Here is a 22,382-nt window from a genome sequence, read left to right as displayed (position 1 = left end):
GGGAACTAATCGTCAATATTCGCCGACCAATACGCCGACCGACAAACGAGAAGGGTGGCAGTCGTCTACGCAGCCGTAGATGCCGCCGTCCTAATCCGTTGACCCACTGACAAGACAGACACGACCGCTCCGGCCGGCGCCCTCCGCGACAGGGAGATTCTTGATGCAACTCACCACCCGACCCGACGAACAAGCCGGTATCGAGGTTCTGCACTTCGACCAGGCGGTGGCGACCAGCGATGACATCCAGCTACTTCGGCACCACATCTATACGGACAAGGTCGTCGTCCTCAAGGCTCAGGACCTCAAGCCGGCCGCATTCGTGGAGCTTGGGCGCCACTTTGGCACGCCGGTGTCCTACTACGAACCGATGTATCACCATCCGGAAAACGACCTGATCTTCGTCTCCTCGAATCTCACCAGGCCCGAGGGGCAGATCGGCGTGCCCAAGACCGGCGGGTTCTGGCATGCCGACTACCAGTTCATGCCAGAGCCTTTCGCGTTCACCTTCTTTTATCCGCAGAAGTTGCCCACCGGTACCCGCGGTACCCGCTTCATCAACATGGCCACCGCCTACGAGCGCTTGTCCCCGCGGCTCAAGGAAGCCGTCGCCGGCACCGTCAGCAAGCACAGCGCACGCCGGTACGTGAAGATCCGGCCATCGGACGTCTACCGCCCCGTTGGCGACGTCCTGGCCGACATCGAGCGGGTCACACCGCCCCAGACCTGGCCGACGGTGCTTGACCATCCGGCGACCGGCGAGCGGATTCTGTACATCTCCGAGGCGTTCACCTACGCCATCGAAGACGCGCACGGCAACGCGTTGCCGACCTCCTTGCTCGACGAACTGCTCGACGCTTCGGGACAACTCGACGAGTCCTACGAGCACCCGAACATCTTCGTGCAGACCTATGAACCCGGCGATCTCGTGCTGTGGGACAACCGGACCTTGATCCACCGCGCCTTGCACAACCCGACCAACGAACCCACCGAGTCCTACCGCGTGACTGTCACCGACGAATACCCACTTGGCGCGGAGGTCGCCGCATGACGCAGACCTCGCAACCGGGCCTGGCCGAATACCTGCATGACGACTCGGTGCTGCTCAATCGCACGATGACGCCCTACGTCGGCAAGGACACCGTATATCTCAAGCACGCGACGGTCGCACGGCGCGAAAACCTCATTGTCGGAACCGGTGAATTGGGGTTCGATCGGTCCTGCTACATCGAGGAAACCGGCCACTTCAATGCGGTCGAGTTCATCATCTCCTATAACCAGCTGATCTACTACACGCTCGCGGCTTCGGTTCGCGACCACCTCATCCCCGAACTCAGCAGCTGGACGATGGATGACTATTGGCAGCGGCAACTGCCGTCGGTGCTGATCAGCAAGATGAGCACCCGATTCCGGCAACCGATCAATTCCCGGTCTTATCGGGGCGTCCTGACTATCACCGACATCGAATTCCGTCAGCGGTCCCGCCCGTTGCTGGCACTGCAGACCACGATCGAGTTCTCCGATGACGGTGTGGGGAGCGCTGTCGGTGAGCTCGAGATCGTGTTGGTGGATCTGCCCACGAATTCGTAATGGCGGGCAGCCGTTTCGACCTGGTTTCTGCCCTGGAGCAGAAAGCCCGTCTGGGCGGGGATCACGCGGCCTTGATCTTCGGGGCGACGCGGGTGTCGTTCGCCGAGCTCGCCGAGCGGTCGGTGGCGGTGTCTCAGGCGCTTGCCGGTGCCGGCGTCACCGTTGGTGACCGAGTGGTCTACGTGGCCACAGATTCGCCGGTGTTGTACGAGTTGCTTTATGGCTGTGCACGTCTCGGCGCCGTCCTGGTTCCGGTAAACTGGCGCCTGGCCACCGACGAGGTCGACTACATCATCGACCATGCCGGCGCTCGCATCCTCGTCTCCGACCGCACCGACCTGACAGCCGAAAACGTCATCGCGATCCGCGATTTCGCTACGTGGCGTGACCAGGCACCCACGCTCGCCCTGCCTGCGCTCGACGTCGATCGCGATACACCGGTCGTGCAGATGTATACCAGCGGGACGACGGGCCGCCCCAAAGGCGTTGTGCTGGCCCACCGTACCTTCACGGCGGTACGAGAGCTTCTCGACGATGCCGGCCTGGATTGGGTCGATTGGCGGGACGACGATGTCAGCCTGATCGCGCTGCCCGGATTTCACATCGGCGGTATGTGGTGGGCGACGCAGGCGCTGAACCGGGGCATAACAAGCGTGGTGATCCCCCGTTTCAGGGCATCGGATGCGGTTGCTGCGATCCGTGAGAACGGCGTGACTGTCAGCTGTTTCGTTCCGGCGATGCTGCTGATGATACTGTCCGAGCCCGGCCTGATGGCATCGCACTTCGCCACCATCCGCAAGATCGTCTACGGCGGCTCTCCCATCGGCCCAGACCTACTGTCTCAAGCGATCGACACGTTCGATTGTGAGTTCGCACAGATCTACGGTCTGACCGAGACGGGAAACACTGCGGTGTGCCTACCGCCGAGCGAACACCTGCCGGGCCGGGAGCGCCTGCACGCCGCGGGACGCCCATATCCGGGAGTAGCAGTCGCCATCCGCGACCCCGACGGGACCGAGCTTCCGCCAGGATGCTGCGGCGAAGTCTATCTACGGAGCCCGGCGCAAATGCTCGAGTACTTCGGGAACCCCGTGGCGACCGCGGAAACCATTGTCGACGGCTGGATCCGCACGGGCGACGCGGGATATCTGGACGACGACGGGTTTCTGGTGATCCGGGACCGCGTCAAGGATCTCATCATCGTCTCTGGTGAAAACGTCTATCCCGCAGAGGTCGAGAAAGTCATCAATGCTCACCCGTCGGTGCACGACAGCGCGGTGGTCGGCGCCCCTGACATCCGCAGGGGTGAGTGCATTCACGCGTTCGTCGTCGCCAAACCCGGCGTGGATCTTCGAATCGACGACCTCGAACAGTTTCTGGTGCAGCGCGTTGCCCGGTTCAAGTTACCGGGCACTTTCCATGTCCTCGAGACGATCCCGCGGAACCCGAGTGGAAAGATCCTCCGCCGAACCCTGCGGGAACAGTTTTGGGCTGGGCGGGAACGCCAGATCAACTGATCATGAAAAGCTTCTGCGATATTGGTCAGGTGGAATACCGACCCGGCGAATGAAGGTGCGCCGCATGGTCTCTGACGTTCCAAATCCACACCGCTCAGCAATGGTGACGACGGTGTCGTCCGTCTCCTCGAGCTGACGGCGGGCAGCTTCGGTGCGGACTTGTTCGACGTAGGCGCTAGGCGCCTCGCCGAGTTGCTCGGTAAAAACTCGGGTGAAGTGTCGCGGGCTCATCGCAGCCCGTTGCGCCAGCTCGGAGATGCTATGCGCAGCACCAGGTTCGGCTTCGATCGCTTCCTGCACATCCCGGATCGCTTGGCGGCCAGCGCGCGGTGCCCACAACGGCGCCGCAAACTGCAACTGGCCGCCAGGCCGACGCAGATACAGCACCAACCAGCGTGCGACAGCCTGAGCCACCTCGGTACCGTAATCCTCCTCGACCAGCGCCAGGGAGAGGTCGATGCCCGCGGTCACCCCGGCGGCGGTCCACAAGGCGTTCGAGCTGCGCACGAAGATCGGCTCTGGATCGACCGTGATGGTTGGAAATTCGCGAGCCAGCTGATCGGCGAACGCCCAGTGTGTCGTGACACGGCAGCCGTCGAGCAGACCGGCCGAAGCAGCCAGAAACGCGCCGGTACAGACAGTGACCACCCGACGGGAGCTGGCGGCTGCGGTTGTGATCCACGCGATGGTGTCCGGGTCTTGCCTGGCAGCATCGACCCCGGCACCGCCGGGTAACACCAGCGTGTCGATGTCGTGGGGATCGGGCATCGCTTGCGCGACGAAAGCCAGGCTGGTGGGCGTCGAAATCGGCTGGCCGTCCAGCGATACCACGCTGACCCGGTAACCACCCTCGGTCAGCAGCGCCGCGCCGGTGAACACATCATGCGGCCCGACGATGTCCAACCCCTGAACGCCGGGAAAGCCGAGGATCACCACCGCCTGCGTGATAGACCGGGCTTCGGTCATTGACGGCGAATGCCGATCCAGCCGAGGAACAGGAACACGAACTCGATCAGTTGCCGCACGGGACCGCGCGCGGCGCTGGTGTCCATGGGAACGACGCCAATGGCGCTGGCCGAACGTTCCGTCGCACCGTAGCCGGCCTTCTGAACAACGGCACAGAGCTCGGCGACGTCGACGTCGCCGCTGACATCCACGGTGGCGATCTTGCTATCCAGGTCGACTGACGCCTGCACTCCGTCGATCTTGTTGAGATGTTTCGCGACGCGGGACGAGCACATCCGACATGTCATGCCGGTCACGTCGAGCTGGATCTGTCGGCGTTGGTGCGCGGAGACGTCTGTCATTGCCATTCCTCACTGGTCAGGGCGTGGGCCGCCTTCCGGTAGGCGAACTCGGCGGTCAGGAGTTCACGGAGCGGTTCGCGTGTGGTCGCGACCTCGATGACCGATTCGAGGTCGAGGGCGACTGTCGGGTATTCGGCCAGGAATTCGCCGTAGGCGCGGTCCCCCAAGCGGGTGCCCAACATGATCCAGGCGTCGATGGCCGACCATCGTTTCGGATTTCTCTTTGCCCAATCACTGCGGTCTAGCAGGTCTTTCCAGGCTATCGCGCTGAGTTCGCTACGGCCGTAGTCGCTGAGGAATTCCGCATAGGGCACGGCCTGTCCGCGCAGCACAGTGATTCCGCCGCCCAGCTCGGCGTGGCCCCCCACATCGGGCAGCAGGCCAAGGACCGCGGTTGCCGCCGCACGCGCGGTGGTGACGTCCTCGGTCAATGTGATTGCCGGATAGGCGGATAACGCACTACACGCATCGGCGACCGCCGTGAGGATGTCGGCGGATTCGGCGAGTTGTTCGGCTTGGCCAAGCACCCTGGGCAGCCGCACGATCGTGAAATCCAGCGCTGCCGGCGAACGTGCCACGACCAACTCGGCGACTGCCTTGGATGCCGCATAGGGATATGGGGCTTCCCGCGGATCGACGACCCGTGGCGCGGTTACTTCCCCATTCACGACGAACGTCGACAAATGAACGAATCTGATACCGCGCCTTGCACATGCCTGGACAACTGCCTCGACCAGTTCCACGTTGGCGGCGCGAAGCTGGCGGTACGGCACGAGGACGTTGGTATTGCCGATGCAGTTCACCACGGTTCCGGCACCAGTCTGCTCCAGCAGGCTGTCCAACTCGGCCGTGCCTAAACCTGTCGGCATGACTTCGATGCGCACCCCGGCCGCGTTGCGCAAGGAGGGCCAGGGATCTCGTTCGGGCAGGGGCGATCTGGTGACGATGATGACATCGGCCGGCAACCGTCCGGATTGCTTGGCCGACAGGATCGCCTCGGCAAAACCGGTTCCCAGAATCCCGGACCCGCCGAGTACGACGATGGGGCGCTGCCTGTGGTTCAACGGGTGGGCCGCATCCCGTCGACCTGGCCCCGGGCGATGCTCCGGCAGGGTCGCGAGGTCGCTCGCGATCTCCACCGCGGTTGCGTCGTCCAGCCAGGTGAAATCGGGCCGCGCATCGTCGACGAGGTCCGCCGCGGTGTCGGCGCTGATCAGATCCAGGATCGACAGATGTCGAGCCAAATAGCGGCGGGTATCGGGCAGGATCCTGATGAGATCGAGCGAGCCGATCCCTTCGTCGAGAAGTGACGAGTCCGGTCGGATCGTCCGCCCCAACTGACGGCTCCACATCTGCGCCAGCCCCAGAGCCCGCGGGTCGGCACCCTGATCGCCGCGCGCGGCATCGGTGAAACCCGTTGGCGCGGGGAGCTTCGCACTGTCGACCTTGCCGCCAGGCTTCCGCGGGATGCTTGCTGCGCTCGTCACGACGAACGAGGGCACTCGCATGCCGGCCAGCATCGACCGGATTCGCGTCGCTACCGAGGCATCATCGTTGCCGGCACGGGTCTGGAACCAGACTCCGAGACCGCCATCGCGCTCCTCGACGGCTACGTCGGCAACGCCGGGATCGGCGCTGACCCTGTTCGCGATATCAGCGGCATCCACACGCCTGCCACCAATCTTGACGATCGCGTCCCGGCGACCGGCAAGAACGGGAAACCCTTCGCCGTCGAGGGTTGTCCGATCGGCTGTGGCAAAGGCGCGGCGTGCGGACCGGCCGTCGGCCACAACGCCAAAGCTCGGATTGTCGACACCCAAGTAGCCGGATGCGACCAGCTCTCCGACGATGACAACCTCGCCGAAGGCGATGAACACCGTGTCCGGGACCATCGGTCGTCCCAGCCGCGACCGCGTGTCCTCGCCGACTACCGTACCGGCGCAGACGATCGGCAGATAGGTCGCCACCACGGTGGCCTCTGTGGGACCGTAGGTGGAGATGAGCGAGATCTCATGTGAACCAACCGAATCGATCCATCTTTCGACCGCACCCGACCGGATCGCTTCACCGCCGACGATGACCTGCCGGAGCCGGGAACCGCGGATCGCGGCGATCGCCTCGGAGTCGTCGCAGAGCAGATGCCAGACCGCCGTCGGTAGGTCGACCACGGTCGCCGCCAAAGCAACGAGGTCTCGGGAAAGGGCGTGGAGATCACCGGTTTTCATGGCGGCGGTTCGGAAGAGACGCGACCCGCACTGTGCTGCGCCGAAAATCTCTTCGACGCTGATGTCCGACGTCAGCGGGGCGCATTGCAGGATCGTGTCGTCCATACCCCAGCCGTACGCTGCGCGCACCGCCTCACAGAACATCGCCAGCGAGCGGTGTGAAACTTTGACGAGCTTCGGCTGCCCGGTCGAACCAGAGGTCGGCATGATGTAGGCCAGCCTGTCGGCGAGCTGAGGGTCGCCGGCTACCTCCCGCACACGACGGTCGATGACCAGACGAAGGCCGGCGATCGAATCCGCAGGAAGATATGCTGCATTCACGTCGATCACGTGCACTGAGACGCCATTACTGTGCTTGGCAATGGATTCCGCCCTCGCCGACACTTCCCCATCGGTATCGCAGGCGCTGTAGGCGCATCCTGCGACATGACACGCGATCAAAAGGTCAACGGTCTTGTCTGTGTTGTCATCGGTGAACACCAGAATGTCGCCTTTGGCGGTGCCGTTCGTGACCAGCCAGGCAACCCAGCGGTCGATGTGGTCGCGGCGCCGCAACGTGGGCACAAGCTGGCCGCCGGTATCCAGAAACCAAGCCCGGGGTGATGGCTCCTCCGTGGCGCGGATCATCGAATTGGCTTGGGCAAGTGCACCGTCGGGGCCGATCCCGAGCCACTCGCCGACCGCCAACGCGATGGGTTGCTGCCACATCGCCGGCATCGCTTCGAGTGCGGAGGCGATCCGGGTCGCGACGCCGATTCCTTGTTCTGGCAGATCAGCCCGGTTCCAAATTGCGATGTCGAGACACCCCTGCGCGTCATCGACAATGCAGGCCACCGCCATGCTCTCCACCGGGCCGATCGCCGTCGTCACCGGTAAGTCGGTCAGGTGCGGACGAAGCGCGGGTGCGCAGGGTTCGGGCAGGAAGTTGAGTGTCAACGCCTCCACATGGGTGGTGCGGTTGGTCGCGATGTACAACCGGCGGTAGTGCTCCTCCCGGAGCCATTTGCGGCGTACCGCGCGGACGTAGCTGCGATCGAGGGTTCGCACGACCTCCTCGACCGAGGCGAAGGGGGCGAATCGCGACGGTTGGGCGACCGAGTTGACCAGGCAGGTGGCGACGTCGAGACCGGGTTCCCCGAATCGGTTGTCGGCGGCGTGGATCAACAGGCTGACAGTGTTCTGCCGAATACTCGCATCGACCGCGACCGCCGCGGCAGTCACCAAGACGTTGAGCGGAACCTGCTCGGCCTCACCCAAGGCGACGAGCGCGTGGTATGCGCCGCCGGAGATCCGCACAGTCTCACCGCGAACCCCCCTGGCTGCGGTACCGGGCGCCTCGGCAGAGCTCTGGCCGTACCCGCCGCGACGCGCGGCCTCGGCCAGCTCTCGTCGCACGGCCGCGCTCAGCCGCTCACGGGCCTCGACCACCTTGCTCGCCTCGCGCTGGTGCGCTGCCACCACCTTGGTGAGACCATCTTTGACACAGGGCATTTCGGGAGGCACACCCAGCGAGAGGTACTCCCCCAGATCTGTCTCAATGATTCCTGTCGCGCCGCCGTCGAGCAGGATGTGGTGGGTGAACGCATCAAGACCATACGCTTGCCCACTGGAGTCGGTCAGAACGGCGTAGCGAACCAGTGGGATGTCCAGAATGCCGCGCCGCCAAGTGCTTTGCAGTTCGTCGCCACCACTGCTAGCAGTCGGGCCGTCCTCGCGGACTGTGACGATGTTGTCTGGCGACAGCCGCAGGACGAGATCCGGGTAACCGCCGGAATCTTCAGATGCAGTCAGAACGCAGAGTTGTATCGGATGCTTCAGGATCGTCGCTTCCAGGGCTGCGAGGAGCCGCGACCGGGCCAGCGGATGAAATCGGTAACTTCGGGCAACCAGATACAGTGCAGGATCGTCGTCCTGCAGCACACCGTTGTAGATGTTCTGTTGGGAACTGGTCAGCGCGATCTTGTCGACACACCCCTCGTCAAGCGAGGTCATCGAAACTCCCCAGCACCCGGATCCACGCCGCGATCGTCAACTCGTTGGCCAACCGGGGCGGAACGCCTGATTCTCGGTCCACCCCGAGCTGTTTCATCAGCAACACGAAACGCACCGAGTCCAGACCCAGTTCCCTCAGATCGGTGTCGTCGCCATCGGTGAAGTCCGACTCCTCGACGTACAACACGTCGCGGACGGCGGCAACGATCTGGTCCCTCATCACGTCAGCCACGAACGACCGTTCCAGTCCTGTCTTCACTGATCGACGTCGCCAGCGACGCGCGCATCACCTTGCCGGACTGCGTTCTGGGAATGTCGGTGACGATGACGATGGCCGAGGGTCGCGCCATTGATTCGGCTTCACGTCGAAAGGTGGCCGCGATCGTCTGCTTGAGTGTGCGGGTCTCCGGCTCGTCCAGGCTTGCGGCCGGAACCACCGCCAGACCGACGAGGGCCCCGAACTCGGGATCGGGAATTTCATAGCAGGCGGCCTGGCGGACGCCGGGGACACTCTCGGCGATTCGGTCGATGTCGTCGGGTGCGATGTTCACGCCACCCGAGATGATCATCTCCGACGAGCGGCCCCGGATGTAGAAAAAGCCGTCCTCCCGGCGTTCCAGGATGTCACCGGTGTTGACCCATCCGTCGACCAGTACCTCGCTGGTGCGGGCCGGGTTGTTCCAATACCCCACCATGTTCGCGGGCGACTTGATCCACAGCGTTCCCGAGTCCGCCGAGCCGCTCGCACGAGGGCCGGCACCGGCATCGTCAAGGTAGACCTCGACCCCGGGGTAGGGCCGCCCGACAGCACCGGCCTCGATCTTGGTGATCGAACCGTCATCTGTCGGCAAACACAAAGCTGTACAACCCGTTTCGCTCAAACCGTACACTTGCGCGGTCTTGACGCCGGCCGCTTCCAGCGAGCGCACGTCGGCCGCGATCGCACGCGAGCCGCCGTACCCCAGAAGCCGGAGCGATGGCAGTGTTGCACCCGTGGTCGTCAATTCGGCGACCAGTCGTGCCAGCAGCGTTGGCACGACACAGGTGGTGGCGACCACATTGTCGGCGAGGATCGTCAACAGAGACGCCGCACCCTCGCCGCCGGTGATGCACTGCCCGCCGCGCATCAAACACGTGATGATCCACCACAGTCCACCGATGTGGGTGGCCGGCAGCGGCGAGTAAGTGGTCTCTCCGTCGACCCAGTCCACCCAGTCGAGGTTCTCTACCCGCAGGATGTCTTGGACCGCATAGAAAGTGCGATTCGCCAGCAGCACAACCTTGGGTTCGCCGGTCGTTCCGCTGGTGAAGATCATCGCCAACGGATCGTCGGCCGCAAGGGTAGGCGGGTCGGGCAGATCCCGCGACTGCATCGACGAACCCGCCGTCTGCAGACGAACGCTGATCGCTGGAAGGCCGGCGAGGGCACCCGTCAACTCTTCGCCCGTGAGTGCACTTCCCGGTGTGACGAGAACCGCTGCAGGTTCAGTAAGTTGCGCGAACCGCTGCAGGGTGGCCACTGGGAGGCGAGCATCCGCCATGACTGCGATGGCGCCCAGTCTCGCGCACGCCAGCACGGACAGGTAGGTCTCGGGGCCACTGTCAGAGACAATCAGCACTCGCGATCCCGGGGCCACCGACTTGCCAGCGAGCTCGGCGGCGATCCTTTTCATCTCGGTGACGAGCTCTCGATAGCTCAGCGCACTCGTACCGTCGCAGCGCCGCAGCGCGATGCCGTCAGGTCGTTGCCGGGCCTGCTCGAGAATCCGGTCCAGGACGGTCGGCGGCAGATCAGACATGGTGTAACCGCTTTCTCAACAACAGATTACGGGATGTTGAGGGCTGCCAGCTCGACCTCACCAGAGGCCGCGCCGCCGTCGGAGTCCCAGAACTCAATGGTGCACGGAACCTTCAGGTAACGCCAACTTCGGTCGACGACCTCGAAGTCTTTGCACAGCAGGCGTGCGGAGAACTTGTGCGCGTTGATCGGTCTCTTGAACCGCGACGAGGTGGTCTTGATCAGCATGCTCGGCAGTTGGTAGTCGAAGTAGTCCTCGATCGACCACCCCACCAGAACCGGGATCTCTTCCTTGAGGATGGCCGGCGCAAACGCGGTGTAGGCGAGCTGGTTGAAGCACAACAAGAGCTCCACCGCGTTGAAATGTCCGGTGCTCCGGATGTAAGCGGACTCCGGAATGCAGAAGTTGCCGAAAGCCAGCACCGAGTCCTCGGTGGCCCTGTATTCGGCGTCGAGCAGGTAGCGGCACCCTTTGTACGAGTAGGGCTCCAGAACCTTGACCACCAGATCCTCCGGGATGGGGACGGTGGCGACCTGCTCTTCGACCGGCGTCAGATCCGCGGTGCTCATACGGCGTATCCCGGCGTCTCAAGGCCGTCCAGCATGGTGAGTCGATAGCTGGTGAGCGTGCCCGACGATGTGCCGTGCTTCGCCCGGTGCATCAGAACTCTATTGTCCCACAGCATGATATCTCCGACCTCGTAGTGCTGGGTATAGATGAAGGGCGATGCGAAATCAGGATCTAGTTGCCCGGTCGCGGTCATGAGTTCGTTCAGGATGGCCGGATCGAGAACGTTGTCATCCTTGTCCTCGATCTTGGTGGTACCCGAGGCGCAGATATAGAGGATCTCCTCACCGGTGGCGGGATGACGGATCACCGTGGGCCACTTGATCGGCGGCGTTGTCTTGGTGATTTCGTCCCACACTTCCCCGATAGGCCGGTAGACGTCCGTTGGCCGGATCTTGATGTGGCGCCGTGGATCGTGGGTGCTGAACGTTCCCAGGGCGGGTGCCTGTTTGTCGGCGGGCAGTGCTTCCCAGACCTTGGTCAAGTCGATGAAGTAGGTGCCCCGGTCGGGCCCGGGCACCGTGAGTGGCAACACCATCGAGAATGCGAAGGGTTGGGGCATGAACATGTAGTCGATGTGCCAGAACGCGCCGGTTTTCGGGACTCCTCGACCTTGCTCGGTCGAGGACACGAAGATCTCCGGATGCTTCTCGTGGTGATACATCGCTTCGTAATACGGAACGATGTCGCCGAGAATCTTTCCGAGACTGATGAATTCCTCCGGGGACGGATGGACATCTTTGAGGACGACGAGCTTGTTCCGGTAGACGGCTTCGCGGATCTCGTCCCTGCTGATGTCGTCCAGATTCGCGGGATCGATCCCGGTGATCTGCGCACCGAGTCCCTCACCCTTCACATTGAGTGTCATCTACCCTCTCGTCCCTTTCATCTGCTGTCACATCAGATCCGTCGGCCAGCCAGCCGCTGGGAAGCATGGGCACTGTGTTGGTTTCGCCGTCATCAGACAGCTGGGCAAGTCCGGCGGCGGCGATGCCCGTCTTCGGGGCAGCCCCGGCGAAGCCGAGCGGTCCGGCCCCGCGGCTGCTGGCAGTGGAGGATGGTGGCTCGACGTCTCGGGAGCCGGCGCCCACGGTGACTGGCTCCTCGATGAATTCGTAGCGGTATCCGCGCGCGCCAGAACGGCTTCGGCCCGTCGTGCGTCCACGGCTGCGGGCTCCTGCGGCCGCTCGTGCGGCTGCGATGGCGGCGGCCGCCTCACTGATCGAGTCGGACGCCGTCGCGCCCGCTTTGGGCCCGGTTCCCACCGCAGGCGGAGACAGTGGCGGAATAGCGTAACTGATCACCGACGACGGGGCAGGACTCGCAGACGCGGCCGAGGCGGACGAGTTCGGCGCGGGGTTGGCAGTCTGTGGCGTGGCACTCGGGGCGGCCGACGGAGCCAGCACCACCCCGGTGGTGGCATTCGGCTGCGCGCGCTGACCAGCATCGCTGTCAGCCGGAACAGGAAGGGGTTCGGCTGCGGGGTCCTGATTTAGCAGCAGAGCCAATGCGCTGAGGGCACTTAGCGCACTCAATGCAGGAAGGAAGAAGGGCAGCAGCAGCAAGCCATACGAGGCGTAGTAGGGAATCCACAGAATCTCGTACAGCACAGCGGCGATCGCAGTGAGGAAAGCGGCAACTGCCGGGCTGAATCCGAGACGCTGGAAGAACGCCAGGAAATATTTGTATGGGTCGGCGATGAAGTCGAGGATGTCCTTGATGAGCTGGCTGATCGAACTGGACGTGCTCTGCTGCGCACTGACCGCGTCGCCACCCGGTGCAAGGATGTGGGGCGCTGGAACAGCCGGCGGTATGGTCGCGGTCGCCGCGTCGGTGACAGCCTGATAGACGGTCATCGTTTCGGCAGCCTGAATCCACATGCGTACGTAGTCAGCTTCGTTGACCGCGATGGGGATGGTGTTGATGCCGAAAAAGTTGGTACCGATCAACACGCCGTGGGCGATGTGGTTGGCGCCCAGCTCCACCAGGGTCGGCATCGCCGCAAGTGCGGCACTGTAGGCGGCCGCGATTGTGCTGTGCGCGGCGGCGGTCACCGCGCTGTCGATCGACGCTCGCTCAAGCCAGGCCAGGTACGGCACGTGTGCCGCTGCGTAGTGCGTAGCGCTGGGCCCCTGCCAACTGGTGGCCTGCACCTCGGCCAGGAGTCGCGCCAGTTCGGCCGCGGCGTCACCGTAGGCAACACTGAGCTCGTGCCACTGCCCGGCGGCGGCAAGCAGCGATCCTGGCCCTGGACCTCCGCTCAGCAGTGCCGAGTGCAGTTCGGGCGGAACTGCCAGCCAGACCGGGGCTGTCACAACTCCACCTCCTTCACGGCTGCATCAGGCGCGTCGCCGCGGTATTCGTCGTGCGACGGACTGCGTTGCCGTCGCGGAGATCCGTCAGGTAGTCGGCCAGATCTGCGGGATAGTTCCCGCCGACCGTCAGCGCTGTCAATAACGGGAAACCAGTACGGTGAATCCATGCCAGCCATCGACGCCCGCCACCTCGACGGAGTCTCAGAGACAGCGTTACTCACGCTTTACCAGCGCTCGGCAGAGGCGGCCCGGCCCGACGGCATCATCGACGATCCGATGGCGATCACACTGCGCGACCGCCTTGATTACGACTACCACCATTTCGGCCGCACCCATCAAGCGACCGCTCTGCGGGCCCTGTCGTTCGACGAATACACCCGCCAGTTTCTGGCCGCACGCCCGCGCGCCACCGTGGTGGCCCTCGCCGAAGGACTGCAGACCAGCTTCTGGCGGGTCGACAACGGGCAGGTGACCTGGCTATCGGTCGACCTCGCGCCGATCGTCGAGCTGCGCCGGCAGTTGCTACCGACATCGGACCGGCTGCACTACCGCGCCCAGTCCGCTCTGGACTACTCCTGGATGGACCAGGTCGACGACACCAACGGAGTTCTGATCACCGCCGAAGGCCTGTTCCAGTATCTCCAGCGTGAGCCTGTGCTCGACCTGATCACCGCGTGCGCCAAGCGGTTTGCTCGTGGTCAGCTGATGTTCGACAGCGTGCCACGGCTCCTGAGCGCATACTCGCGCCGACGCGGCATCAAGCTCAGCCCGAACTACACCGCGCCACCGATGCCGTTCTGGTTCACCGCCAAGGACTACGACGATCTGCGCACCAGTGCTGGTATCCGCGGAGTACGGGAGCTGCCTATGCCGGCGGGACGCGGCACGGTCCTACGCTGGGCCGCCCGTGTCTACCGGCGCCCCATGTTCAGCAGGTTCCGCGCGCCCACGAACCTCGTCGAGTTCGGCTGACCGCTGGTTATCCTATTCGGGCACGGGTGAGTCGGAAGTATCCACGGCGGCAGCGGGTTTCGGCCATGGCGCCGGCACAGGCTTGGGCCGAACGACCTGTGGCCACCAGAACCACTTGCCCAGCAAGGTCGCTATTGCGGGCGTCATGAAGGCCCGGACGACGAGCGTGTCGAACAACAAGCCCAAAGCTATCGTGGTCCCGATCTGCGCGACCACCGTGAGCTCACTGACTGCCATCGACATCATCGTGAAAGCGAAGACCAGACCGGCGGATGTCACCACCGATCCCGTTCCGCCCATCGCCCGGATGATGCCGGTCTTGAGCCCGGCATGCATCTCTTCTTTGAACCGGGCCACCAGCAGCAGGTTGTAGTCCGCCCCGACTGCCAGCAGGATGATCAGCGCCATCGCCATCACCATGAAGTGCAACTCGAGACCGATGATGTACTGCCACAACAGCATCGAGAGGCCGAACGACGCGCCCAGGGAAATCCCCACCGTCCCGACGATCACGGTGGCGGCGACAGCACTGCGGGTGATGATCAACATGATGACGAAGATCAGGCACAGCGCAGCGATTCCGGCGATGAGCAGGTCGTAGTCATTTCCTTCTTGCATGTCCTTGAACACCGAGGCCGTACCTCCGACGTACACCGCGGAGCCTTCCAGGGGCGTGCGCTTCATCGCCTGTGTGGCCGCTTGCCTGATGGTGTCGATGCGCTGCAGGCCTTCTGGGGTGAGGGGATCGTCGTCGAGGCTGACGATGAAGCGGACCGCGTGACCGTCCGGTGAGATGAAGAACTTCATCCCCCGCTTGAGTTCGTCGTTCTTGAAAGCTTCCGGTGGGAGATAGAAACTCTGGTCGTTGCGCGATTCGTTGAACGCTTCACCCATGGCCGCCTGGTCGCTCTGCATCGCAGCCATCTGCTCCAAGAGCCCGTTCTGAGTGGCGTACATCGTCAGCATCATCGCCTTCATCTGCTTCAGCGTCTCGATCTGAGCTGGCAGCTGCTGAACGAATTGCGGCATCACAGCGTCGATGCGGTCGAGATTGGGCAGCAGACCATCGATGTCGCTGGTCAACTTATCGGTGCTGTCGAGCGCGTCGAACACGGAACGCAGCGACCAACACACCGGGATGTCGTAACAGTGCGGCTCCCAGTACAGATAGTTGCGGACCGGCCGGAACGAATCGTCGAACTCGGCGATGTGGTCGCGTAATTGCTTGACGTCAGAGGCCATTTGGTGGCTCTTCCCAGCGATGTCATGGGTGTTGGCGGTCATCTCCGACATCAGTGCCTGCATCCGGATAAGGGCGTCGATACTGGTCTGCATGAGGTCGGCCTGCGCGAGCACGTCCTTCATCCGGTCCTGCAGGTAGCTCTGGTTCAGGGTCTGGACACTACCCATCATGCTCAACTGAGCCGGAATCGTACTGAACTTGAGCGGCAGTCCGTCCGGGCGAGTGATCGTCTGAACCCGGTTGATCCCCGGCTGGTCGCCGATGTCTCTGGCGATCTTGTCAATCACCATGAAATCAGCGGGGTTGCGCAGGTCTCTGTCGGTCTCGATCAGCAACACTTCGGGATTGAGGCGGGCGCTGGAGAAGTGCCGTTCGGCCGCGGCGTATCCGGCGGTCGACGGTAGGTCGGCCGGCAGGTATCGGCGCTCGTTGTAGTTGGTGCGGTAGCCGACCAGTGATAGCAGGCCAATCAATGCGATCACACTGGTCGCGATGAGTACCGGCCCGGGCCATCGGGCGACCAGCGCACCTACCTTGCGCCAACCGCGGATCCGCATGGCGCGCTTGGGTTCCAGCCGCCCTAACCGGGTGGCTACGGTGATCACCGCGGGCCCGAGGGTCAGTGCCCCGAATACCGCCACGACCATGCCGGTCGCCAGCGGCACTCCCAGTGTCTGGAAGTACGGCAACCGCGTGAAATGCAGACACAGCGTCGCGCCGGCGATCGTCGAACCGGACGCCAGGATCACGTGGGCGGTCCCACCGTACATCGTGTGATACGCGGCTTCTCGATCTTGGCCGCTGGTCCTCGCCTCTTGATAGCGGCCGACCAGGAAGATCGCATAGTCGGTGGAGGCGGCGATGGCTAGTGTGACAAGAAGATTCGTGACAAATGTCGTCAGCCCGATGACATGAAAATAGGCGAGCGAGGCCACCACACCGCGTGCCGCGGCCAGCTCGACAAGCACCATCCCCAGCACGATCAGCACCGTGCCGATCGAACGGTAAACCAACAACAACATCGTGGTGATGACAATGAGGGTGAGGCCCACGATGACTGTCGCGCTGCGGTCGCCGGCGGCCTGTTCGTCCGCTGCCAGCGCGGCCGGGCCTGACACGTATGCGGTCACCCCCGGCGGCGACGGGAGATCCTCGACGATCGATCTGACCGCCTTGATCGACTCGTTGGCTGCCGTCTCGCCCTGGTTTCCGACGAGGTACAGCTGCACATAGGCGGCTTTGCCGTCGTTACTCTGCGCGCCCGCCGCAGTAAGCGGGTCGCCCCAGAAGTCCTGCACATATTCGACGTGACTCTCGTCCGCCTCGAGGCGGGCGACGATGGAGTCGTAGTAACGATGCGCGTCGGGGCCGAGCGGTTGCCGGCCTTCCAGCACAATCATCGCCGAACTGTCGGAACGGTATTCGCCGAACACCTGGCCGACGCGTTTCATCGCGACGACCGACGGCGCGAAGTCTGGGCTCATCTGCACCGAGCGCATGGTGCCGACAACCTCGAGCTGCGGGATGACCGTGTTCACGACGGCGACGGCAGCGACCCACCCAAAGATGATCGGGACCGCGAGCCGCCGGATCCAGGTCGCGAGCGCCGAACGCCTGGGCTCAGCCATCACCTCGGAGTTCATATCCGCACCGGGGCACCGTTCGCCATCCATCGCGCGATCGAACGCCTGTCGACCTCAGAGACGTCCGCGTCGAGCGATCTCGTCGACGACGGGATCAGAGCGCGCAGCGCGTCCCGCTGTGCGCCACGACGCAACACCAGCCCATCCGCGGGCGCGGCTGCCCCTGGCAGGTTCGGGGTACGGATCGCACATGCCACCGCAACTCCACCCCTGCTCAATTCGACGGCCGTCCACACCTCGCCGAATCCATGCGAACGCAACGCGGCAAGCGACTCCGGCACTGAATCGCCGTCGACCCCGTAGGCAGCCACATAGCCGGACTGCCCGTCGGCCACGGCGCGCCAATGCTCGGTGACCTGTGGACCGAGCATGTCGGGGATCTTGAGATCGGTGGCCGTCACCGCCCACCCACGTTCACGAAGCTCGTCGGCGAGGCGACGTGCGGTGAGGTCGGCCGTCTTCCGCAGTGGAATTCTCGTCGACCGTGCTTGCAATGCAGTCAGATTCGCCGCCGCCGACATGGTCAGACCGATCCATGTGGTTCGTCCGATGGCAGTGTCGCGACTGGTGAGCCGCACTGATTCGCAGCGCACACCGTAGCGATCAAGGTAGCCGGCGATCAGGTCGACCGGAAGGTCCTGCGCACCGGCGTCGACCACTCTCAGCACCACCGTGGTGCGCGCGTCGGCGCCGATCTGTTCCACCAGCTGATGGGCTCCACGCTCGCGGCGTTGCTTCCGACGCAATAGCACCAGGCGGCGCATGAGAATTGTGGTCACATGCAAGCCGCGCCACGACCCGAAGAGAGCCAGCACCACCGCAGCCGCTACCGCGAATGCCCATCGGTGCGGCTCCGTATGCCATGGATAGGCCATCACGGCCGGGATTACAACCACGAGTGCCAGCGCCACTCTGCCGGTGCCAGGCAAGACGATCCTCACTCGTGGCGGTCCTTCCGTCGATGTGCCGCGTATGCGGTGCCGATCACCGCCAACGTCAATGCCAAGGTGCCGCCGAACGCGATCGTGCGCGCCGAGTGATCCCGGACTTGCGGTGCGGCCGGCGCGGCGATCCGGACGGGCTCGGTGCCGGCCCGACCGGAATCAGGCACCGGCAGTTCCCATGTCAACGCTGCCACCGGATCGAGTGCGCCCGCACCCATCAGATTCGAGGGAGCCTGGGCCCCCTCGTGGGCAGTCGTCTGCAGCCGGCGGACCACCTGCGCGGCAGGCATATCCGGAAACCGACTGCGAACCAATGCCGCGACACCGGAGACGTACGCCGCGGCGTAGCCGGTACCAGTGAGGGCCACCCACTGTCCACGAGCACCGGCTATTCCGTTGACCAAGCCTGCGGCGGGGCCGTTGCCAATCGATACCACATCCTCGCCTGGGGCCGCGATGCCCAACCACGGCCCGGGCATGGAGAAGGCGGAGGGCACTCCGCTGGTCGTCACAGAGCCCACCGAGAGCACATAGGGTTGCCACCACGACGGCACAGAGACAGACGTGGTGCCTTGCCAGTTCCGGGGGTCGTCACGGTCGCCCGCTGCGCTGATCGGGTTGGCCTGACAGTCGGCGCCGCCGGAAAGCGTTGTCACACCGACGTCCCCGGCGGCGGCGACGATGACGGCATCTTTGTCGACCGCGGCATAGCGCAGCGCCGCGCCAAGCGCCTGCTGGTCCACGCTGGTGCCGGCACCGGGGCACAACGTCAGTGAGATATTGATGACCCGCGCGCCCAAGTCGGCCGCGCGCACAACGGCGTGCGCCAGCGCCGAGATATCGGTGGTCACCTTGACTGCCGCTGGATCGTCGTCCTGTTCGCGCGGCGAGTACGCGGCCGACGTCTGCCTGATCGACAGCAGCCGGGCCGCGGGCGCCACTCCTGAGAAGGCATCAGCCCCGGGTTGGCCACCGATGATCCCGGCCACGGCGGTGCCGTGACCGTCACAGTCGGTCAATCCATCTGTGGTCGAGACAAAGTCGCCGCCACCCTCGACATTGGGCAGTCGCGGCCCCGGTGTGACTCCGGTGTCGATCACCGCGACGAGCTGGCCTTCTCCCCTCGAAAACGTCCACGCTCCAGGCAGATTCAGCATCTGCTGGTGAAGTGAGAGGGCACCCGGGTCAGTCCCGGGCATGACGCCGGTTGTCACGCATTCCGAGCGCTGCACCATGGCGGCGGCAGGTCCGGCACCGCCAGCCGGCAGCGCGGTGCCGGATTCGACAGAAGGGGGGTCGACCGCCCACGCCGACGGGCTCATGACGACAAGGACTGCCAAGCCGGCGGCGACCACACGCAGCCCGGGCCGGGTCATCTATCGAGCACCCAACCGAACAGTCCCACCAGGTAGGCCAGAACCGGAATCAGGGACGCATCGACAGCGGCGGCGAGAAAGCCGACCAGCCGGCGAAGGGGCAGTGAATACCTCTCCGGATCAGTGAGGCCCGGGTTCACCGAAGCTGTCACGAACGCCGCGGTCAGGACCCCCAGGGCGACCAGAGCACCTACTGCTGGCAGTCGCGTGCCCGCGATGAGGAACAGCACCAGCAGGCCAATCGACACGATGATGGGCTGCACCAGCAGCCATGCCTTGCAGGCGGCGATGTCCCAGACACGGGCGCGCAGTACCGCGGCAGCCGATGTTGCGATCACCGCGTACCAAGCCCATGTCCCAACCGAATCCGGTCGTTCGACTAGGGCCCCTGAGCCCAGGATCGACAACACCACCGAGCCCGCGACGAACCCGGCCTGGTGCGCCTCGCTGATCCGGACGCGACGAGGCAGATCTTCAAGCACCCGCGTCTCCGGTGCCGACGGAGTGGGGTCACCTGGCGCGGGGATGACAGGAAGTGGCAAACGCGCTGTCAACGCCGACAGTTGGGCCGCTTGAACTGCCACTAGAAGAGCAGCGGCAAGTAGTCCGCAGCCCAGCGTCGGCAGTGGTAGCTCCCAGGTCTGGGCCACCGCAGCCGCGATCAGAATCGCCGCGCCGATGACGCTCGTTGCGGCAAAGAACGCGATGCACCGGTCAGCGATGATCAAGCAGATCAGCGACCAGGCGGTAACCCCAGCGGCTGCCAGCATGACCAGCGCAGGGTTGAGGTCACCAACTGCCAAGGCGAGTCCGGCCCCGACCGGAACCAGCGCGGCCACCGACAGCTCCCCCGCACAAAGGTGCTCGCGCGCGCGCGCCAGCAGCGTGGCGATGACGGCAGCCGCAGCTATTCCGCTCACCGCATACAAACCGACGACACCGCCGGTGGTGATGCGGTCGACGACTGCCAACGCCGTGGCGGCGAGTATGAACGCGACGACGGCAACGCGGGCAATGATCCGGATGTCAGCAGTCCCCCACGGCCGGAGACGCGACGCCGAGAAGATAACCGCAGCGTCGGCAACATCCTCCACGACACCAGGAGCCGACGGCCCCGACGGAACAGGTTGGAGGGCAAGCAGATCGCCGTCGACGACACCGACGGTGTCCAGGCTGGCATCCAGCGAGAACGGCGCGCCACCGACGGCTGCCAGGCTCAGCGGTCGTGGCGCCGCGTCAGCTGTCGTCTCGCCCGAGCCAGCCGTGGCAGGCAAGAGCCGACGAATCGCCGGCAGGATCTCACGCAGAGGCAACTCCGACGGGAGCGCCATGTCCACGACCCGGCTGTCGGCGAGTATCGCCACTCGCACGATGGGCAGTGCCGGAATGCTGTCGGCCGGCGCCGAGATGTCAGTCATCTAGTCGTTCTCTTTCAGATTCTCTGGGCGGTGAAGTCGCGAACTGGTTGCAGCGGTGAGAACCACGGGCCATCCGGCAGGGCCGCGGTCAGCTGTTCGATGGCCACGGCGATCGCCATGTCTGTCCCCGGCGCAAAAACCGACACCCACTCGCCGTCGAACGCGCGGGTGGAGCTGACCACTAGGCGCCCAATAGAGTTGTCCACCACAGCAATTCCAACCTCGGCGAGGACCGTGGCAACACCGGCACATTGCCCGGCGACCACTTCGACGTAGCCGGTCGGCCCCTCGAAGACGGCTCGGACAACCGCGCGGGCGGACTCCGGGATCCCGAGGTTACTCATCACGTCGGACAGCGCCGCACCCTCGCGGAGCTGCTGGTCCGCCCGGGCACCAACCCGCAACGGAAGCGCGAATTCGTCGAAGTGCGCCGGTGAACGCCCCAACAGCCCGGCGGTGATCACCGATGACATCGCCAGTCCGGAAACGATTTCCACCGTGGTAAAGGTGACAAGCTGGGCGTTGCGCAGCGCGACCACGATCTGACCGCCCCGGAACGCGACAATGCCGCGGAGTCGGAGGGCCGACGGGTGGGCGCCACCCACGTAGCGCAACTCCAGCCAGCGCTCCGGTCGGCAGACGACCCGGATCCACTGCTGCACAACGGGGTCGATCGTGCCCTGGGCCATCACTCCGAGCCGCGTCAGCTCGGCGATCTGTCGCGACGCGAACACCCCGCGTTCGGACACGTCACGATACGGCGGTGTGATCGCAAGCACCCAGGGAAATGTGCCGAGGCCGGCATTGTCCGCGATAAACCAGGCCGCCTCCACAGACAGCTCGACCGCGTCAGCCACAGGCATGTCCCGCCCCGCCTGGTCGGATCAACCCCACTTAGCTCCTTCGGCCCGATCTCGTGCCTGCATGGCGAGCGTATTTGTTTCGTGCGTCGAGGCCATGGCACGATAGGCGCGCACCAATTCCTCCATAGCGCTGTTCCATTGGGCCTGCCACACCTGGTAGGTCATCCCTGTGTCGCCCTGCCAGGCGCCCCGCAACGCGGCCTGCTCGGCTGAAATATCGGCGCCTACCGCCTGCAATGTGCCGGCATAGCTCGCCATATCGCCGGCATGACCGAGCATGGCCGGATAGTTGTACATGATCTGAGACATCAGAATCCCCCGTAAGTGCTTACCGCGGCCGAATCCTGCGCTACATAGGCAGCACCCGCGTCGCCCAGATTCGCCTGAGCGAGGTCCAACAGCGCGTTCACCTTCGCTGCCGCTTCGACGAAGCGTGCGTGCGCGCCCTGGAAGGCCACCGACGACTCGCCCGTATGGAATGCCTGGGCCGCGACGGCCTCCTGCTCGGCTTGTGCGATCGTGCTCCGCATCAGCGCCGTCTTGGCTCCGAACGCCGATTCGGACGCGACGAGCTGCGGAATGTGTGCATCGAGAAGACTCATTTTCTTCAT

The 22,382-nt window shown here is 64.4% G+C and carries 19 protein-coding genes; 4 read left to right on the top strand and 15 right to left on the bottom strand.

Annotated features, from left to right (window positions below; translation table 11 throughout):
* Window positions 1–163 precede the first annotated feature (163 nt).
* The 3 genes from scoE (CG716_RS23420) to CG716_RS23410 are packed head-to-tail and all read left to right on the top strand — an operon-like array spanning window position 164 to window position 3,107.
* Complete coding sequence (gene scoE, locus CG716_RS23420) at window positions 164–1,051, top strand: (3R)-3-[(carboxymethyl)amino]fatty acid oxygenase/decarboxylase (RefSeq protein ID WP_094483510.1); 888 nt, start codon at window positions 164–166, stop codon at window positions 1,049–1,051.
* Window positions 1,048–1,590: an FcoT family thioesterase gene (locus tag CG716_RS23415; protein WP_094483509.1), complete on the top strand. Its 543-nt coding sequence runs from the start codon at window positions 1,048–1,050 to the stop codon at window positions 1,588–1,590. The genes scoE (CG716_RS23420) and CG716_RS23415 overlap by 4 nt, the downstream gene beginning before the upstream one ends.
* Window positions 1,590–3,107 (top strand): AMP-binding protein, encoded by a 1,518-nt coding sequence (locus CG716_RS23410; protein WP_094483508.1) that lies wholly within the window; start codon window positions 1,590–1,592, stop codon window positions 3,105–3,107. The genes CG716_RS23415 and CG716_RS23410 overlap by 1 nt, the downstream gene beginning before the upstream one ends.
* Here the strand turns inward: CG716_RS23410 and CG716_RS23405 are convergent, their stop codons facing one another.
* From CG716_RS23405 to CG716_RS23370, 8 genes are read right to left on the bottom strand one after another with little or no spacing between them, the layout of a single operon-like run.
* Window positions 3,108–4,073: a GlxA family transcriptional regulator gene (locus tag CG716_RS23405; protein ID WP_207760754.1), complete on the bottom strand. Its 966-nt coding sequence runs from the start codon at window positions 4,071–4,073 to the stop codon at window positions 3,108–3,110.
* Complete coding sequence (locus CG716_RS23400; RefSeq protein ID WP_165774277.1) at window positions 4,070–4,414, bottom strand: heavy-metal-associated domain-containing protein; 345 nt, start codon at window positions 4,412–4,414, stop codon at window positions 4,070–4,072. The genes CG716_RS23405 and CG716_RS23400 overlap by 4 nt, the downstream gene beginning before the upstream one ends.
* Window positions 4,411–8,631: an AMP-binding protein gene (locus tag CG716_RS23395; RefSeq protein WP_094483506.1), complete on the bottom strand. Its 4,221-nt coding sequence runs from the start codon at window positions 8,629–8,631 to the stop codon at window positions 4,411–4,413. Before CG716_RS23395 ends, CG716_RS23400 begins: the two co-directional genes overlap by 4 nt.
* The gene (locus tag CG716_RS23390) at window positions 8,618–8,851 is read right to left on the bottom strand and encodes an acyl carrier protein (RefSeq protein WP_094483553.1); all 234 of its coding nucleotides are present in this window, start codon (window positions 8,849–8,851) and stop codon (window positions 8,618–8,620) included. Before CG716_RS23390 ends, CG716_RS23395 begins: the two co-directional genes overlap by 14 nt.
* A 4-nt stretch (window positions 8,852–8,855) precedes the next feature.
* Window positions 8,856–10,430 carry a fatty acid--CoA ligase FadD10 gene (gene fadD10, locus CG716_RS23385; protein ID WP_094483505.1) on the bottom strand — a complete coding sequence of 525 codons (1,575 nt, stop codon included), beginning with the start codon at window positions 10,428–10,430 and terminating at the stop codon, window positions 8,856–8,858.
* 26 nt (window positions 10,431–10,456) lie between these two features.
* The gene (locus CG716_RS23380) at window positions 10,457–10,999 is read right to left on the bottom strand and encodes an FcoT family thioesterase (protein WP_094483504.1); all 543 of its coding nucleotides are present in this window, start codon (window positions 10,997–10,999) and stop codon (window positions 10,457–10,459) included.
* Entirely contained in the window at window positions 10,996–11,865 is an 870-nt protein-coding gene (gene scoE / locus CG716_RS23375) for a (3R)-3-[(carboxymethyl)amino]fatty acid oxygenase/decarboxylase (RefSeq protein ID WP_094483503.1), read from the bottom strand. Before scoE (CG716_RS23375) ends, CG716_RS23380 begins: the two co-directional genes overlap by 4 nt.
* The gene (locus tag CG716_RS23370) at window positions 11,843–13,294 is read right to left on the bottom strand and encodes a PPE family protein (RefSeq protein WP_094483552.1); all 1,452 of its coding nucleotides are present in this window, start codon (window positions 13,292–13,294) and stop codon (window positions 11,843–11,845) included. Before CG716_RS23370 ends, scoE (CG716_RS23375) begins: the two co-directional genes overlap by 23 nt.
* A gap of 183 nt (window positions 13,295–13,477) precedes the next feature.
* Between CG716_RS23370 and CG716_RS23365 the strand changes: the two genes are divergently transcribed.
* On the top strand, window positions 13,478–14,284 hold the full coding sequence (locus tag CG716_RS23365; protein ID WP_094483502.1) for a class I SAM-dependent methyltransferase: 807 nt from the start codon (window positions 13,478–13,480) through the stop codon (window positions 14,282–14,284).
* A 12-nt stretch (window positions 14,285–14,296) separates the two neighbouring features.
* Here CG716_RS23365 and CG716_RS23360 read toward each other — a convergent pair whose 3' ends face one another.
* Genes CG716_RS23360 through CG716_RS23330 form a run of 7 tightly spaced genes read right to left on the bottom strand, consistent with a single transcriptional unit; the run spans window position 14,297 to window position 22,373 of the window.
* A complete protein-coding gene (locus CG716_RS23360; RefSeq protein ID WP_094483551.1) occupies window positions 14,297–17,170 on the bottom strand; it encodes an MMPL/RND family transporter in 2,874 nt (957 codons plus the stop codon).
* A complete protein-coding gene (eccE, locus tag CG716_RS23355) occupies window positions 17,167–18,111 on the bottom strand; it encodes a type VII secretion protein EccE (protein WP_234817991.1) in 945 nt (314 codons plus the stop codon). The genes CG716_RS23360 and eccE overlap by 4 nt, the downstream gene beginning before the upstream one ends.
* Window positions 18,108–19,490 (bottom strand): type VII secretion-associated serine protease mycosin, encoded by a 1,383-nt coding sequence (gene mycP / locus CG716_RS23350; RefSeq protein ID WP_094483501.1) that lies wholly within the window; start codon window positions 19,488–19,490, stop codon window positions 18,108–18,110. Before mycP ends, eccE begins: the two co-directional genes overlap by 4 nt.
* The gene (eccD, locus tag CG716_RS23345) at window positions 19,487–20,908 is read right to left on the bottom strand and encodes a type VII secretion integral membrane protein EccD (protein ID WP_094483500.1); all 1,422 of its coding nucleotides are present in this window, start codon (window positions 20,906–20,908) and stop codon (window positions 19,487–19,489) included. Before eccD ends, mycP begins: the two co-directional genes overlap by 4 nt.
* Before the next feature lie 14 nt (window positions 20,909–20,922).
* Entirely contained in the window at window positions 20,923–21,771 is an 849-nt protein-coding gene (locus tag CG716_RS23340; protein WP_094483499.1) for an ESX secretion-associated protein EspG, read from the bottom strand.
* Window positions 21,772–21,792: 21 nt separating this feature from the next.
* Entirely contained in the window at window positions 21,793–22,080 is a 288-nt protein-coding gene (locus tag CG716_RS23335; RefSeq protein ID WP_094483498.1) for a WXG100 family type VII secretion target, read from the bottom strand.
* Window positions 22,080–22,373: a WXG100 family type VII secretion target gene (locus CG716_RS23330; protein ID WP_094483549.1), complete on the bottom strand. Its 294-nt coding sequence runs from the start codon at window positions 22,371–22,373 to the stop codon at window positions 22,080–22,082. The genes CG716_RS23335 and CG716_RS23330 overlap by 1 nt, the downstream gene beginning before the upstream one ends.
* Between the last annotated feature and the right edge of the window lie 9 nt (window positions 22,374–22,382).

The sequence above is a fragment of the Mycolicibacterium sphagni genome, assembly GCF_002250655.1.
GTDB lineage: Bacteria > Actinomycetota > Actinomycetes > Mycobacteriales > Mycobacteriaceae > Mycobacterium > Mycobacterium sphagni.
Note: the sequence above shows the minus strand (reverse complement) of the source record. Positions and strands in the feature narration are given on the sequence as shown.

Coding starts and splice junctions, on each gene's coding strand:
- scoE (WP_094483510.1), top strand. CDS start 164: ATGCAACTCACCACCCGACCCGACGAACAAGCCGGTATCGAGGTTCTG.
- CG716_RS23415 (WP_094483509.1), top strand. CDS start 1,048: ATGACGCAGACCTCGCAACCGGGCCTGGCCGAATACCTGCATGACGAC.
- CG716_RS23410 (WP_094483508.1), top strand. CDS start 1,590: ATGGCGGGCAGCCGTTTCGACCTGGTTTCTGCCCTGGAGCAGAAAGCC.
- CG716_RS23405 (WP_207760754.1), bottom strand. CDS start 4,073: ATGACCGAAGCCCGGTCTATCACGCAGGCGGTGGTGATCCTCGGCTTT.
- CG716_RS23400 (WP_165774277.1), bottom strand. CDS start 4,414: ATGACAGACGTCTCCGCGCACCAACGCCGACAGATCCAGCTCGACGTG.
- CG716_RS23395 (WP_094483506.1), bottom strand. CDS start 8,631: ATGACCTCGCTTGACGAGGGGTGTGTCGACAAGATCGCGCTGACCAGT.
- CG716_RS23390 (WP_094483553.1), bottom strand. CDS start 8,851: ATGAGGGACCAGATCGTTGCCGCCGTCCGCGACGTGTTGTACGTCGAG.
- fadD10 (WP_094483505.1), bottom strand. CDS start 10,430: ATGTCTGATCTGCCGCCGACCGTCCTGGACCGGATTCTCGAGCAGGCC.
- CG716_RS23380 (WP_094483504.1), bottom strand. CDS start 10,999: ATGAGCACCGCGGATCTGACGCCGGTCGAAGAGCAGGTCGCCACCGTC.
- scoE (WP_094483503.1), bottom strand. CDS start 11,865: ATGACACTCAATGTGAAGGGTGAGGGACTCGGTGCGCAGATCACCGGG.
- CG716_RS23365 (WP_094483502.1), top strand. CDS start 13,478: ATGCCAGCCATCGACGCCCGCCACCTCGACGGAGTCTCAGAGACAGCG.
- CG716_RS23360 (WP_094483551.1), bottom strand. CDS start 17,170: ATGAACTCCGAGGTGATGGCTGAGCCCAGGCGTTCGGCGCTCGCGACC.
- mycP (WP_094483501.1), bottom strand. CDS start 19,490: ATGACCCGGCCCGGGCTGCGTGTGGTCGCCGCCGGCTTGGCAGTCCTT.
- eccD (WP_094483500.1), bottom strand. CDS start 20,908: ATGACTGACATCTCGGCGCCGGCCGACAGCATTCCGGCACTGCCCATC.
- CG716_RS23340 (WP_094483499.1), bottom strand. CDS start 21,771: ATGCCTGTGGCTGACGCGGTCGAGCTGTCTGTGGAGGCGGCCTGGTTT.
- CG716_RS23335 (WP_094483498.1), bottom strand. CDS start 22,080: ATGTCTCAGATCATGTACAACTATCCGGCCATGCTCGGTCATGCCGGC.
- CG716_RS23330 (WP_094483549.1), bottom strand. CDS start 22,373: ATGAGTCTTCTCGATGCACACATTCCGCAGCTCGTCGCGTCCGAATCG.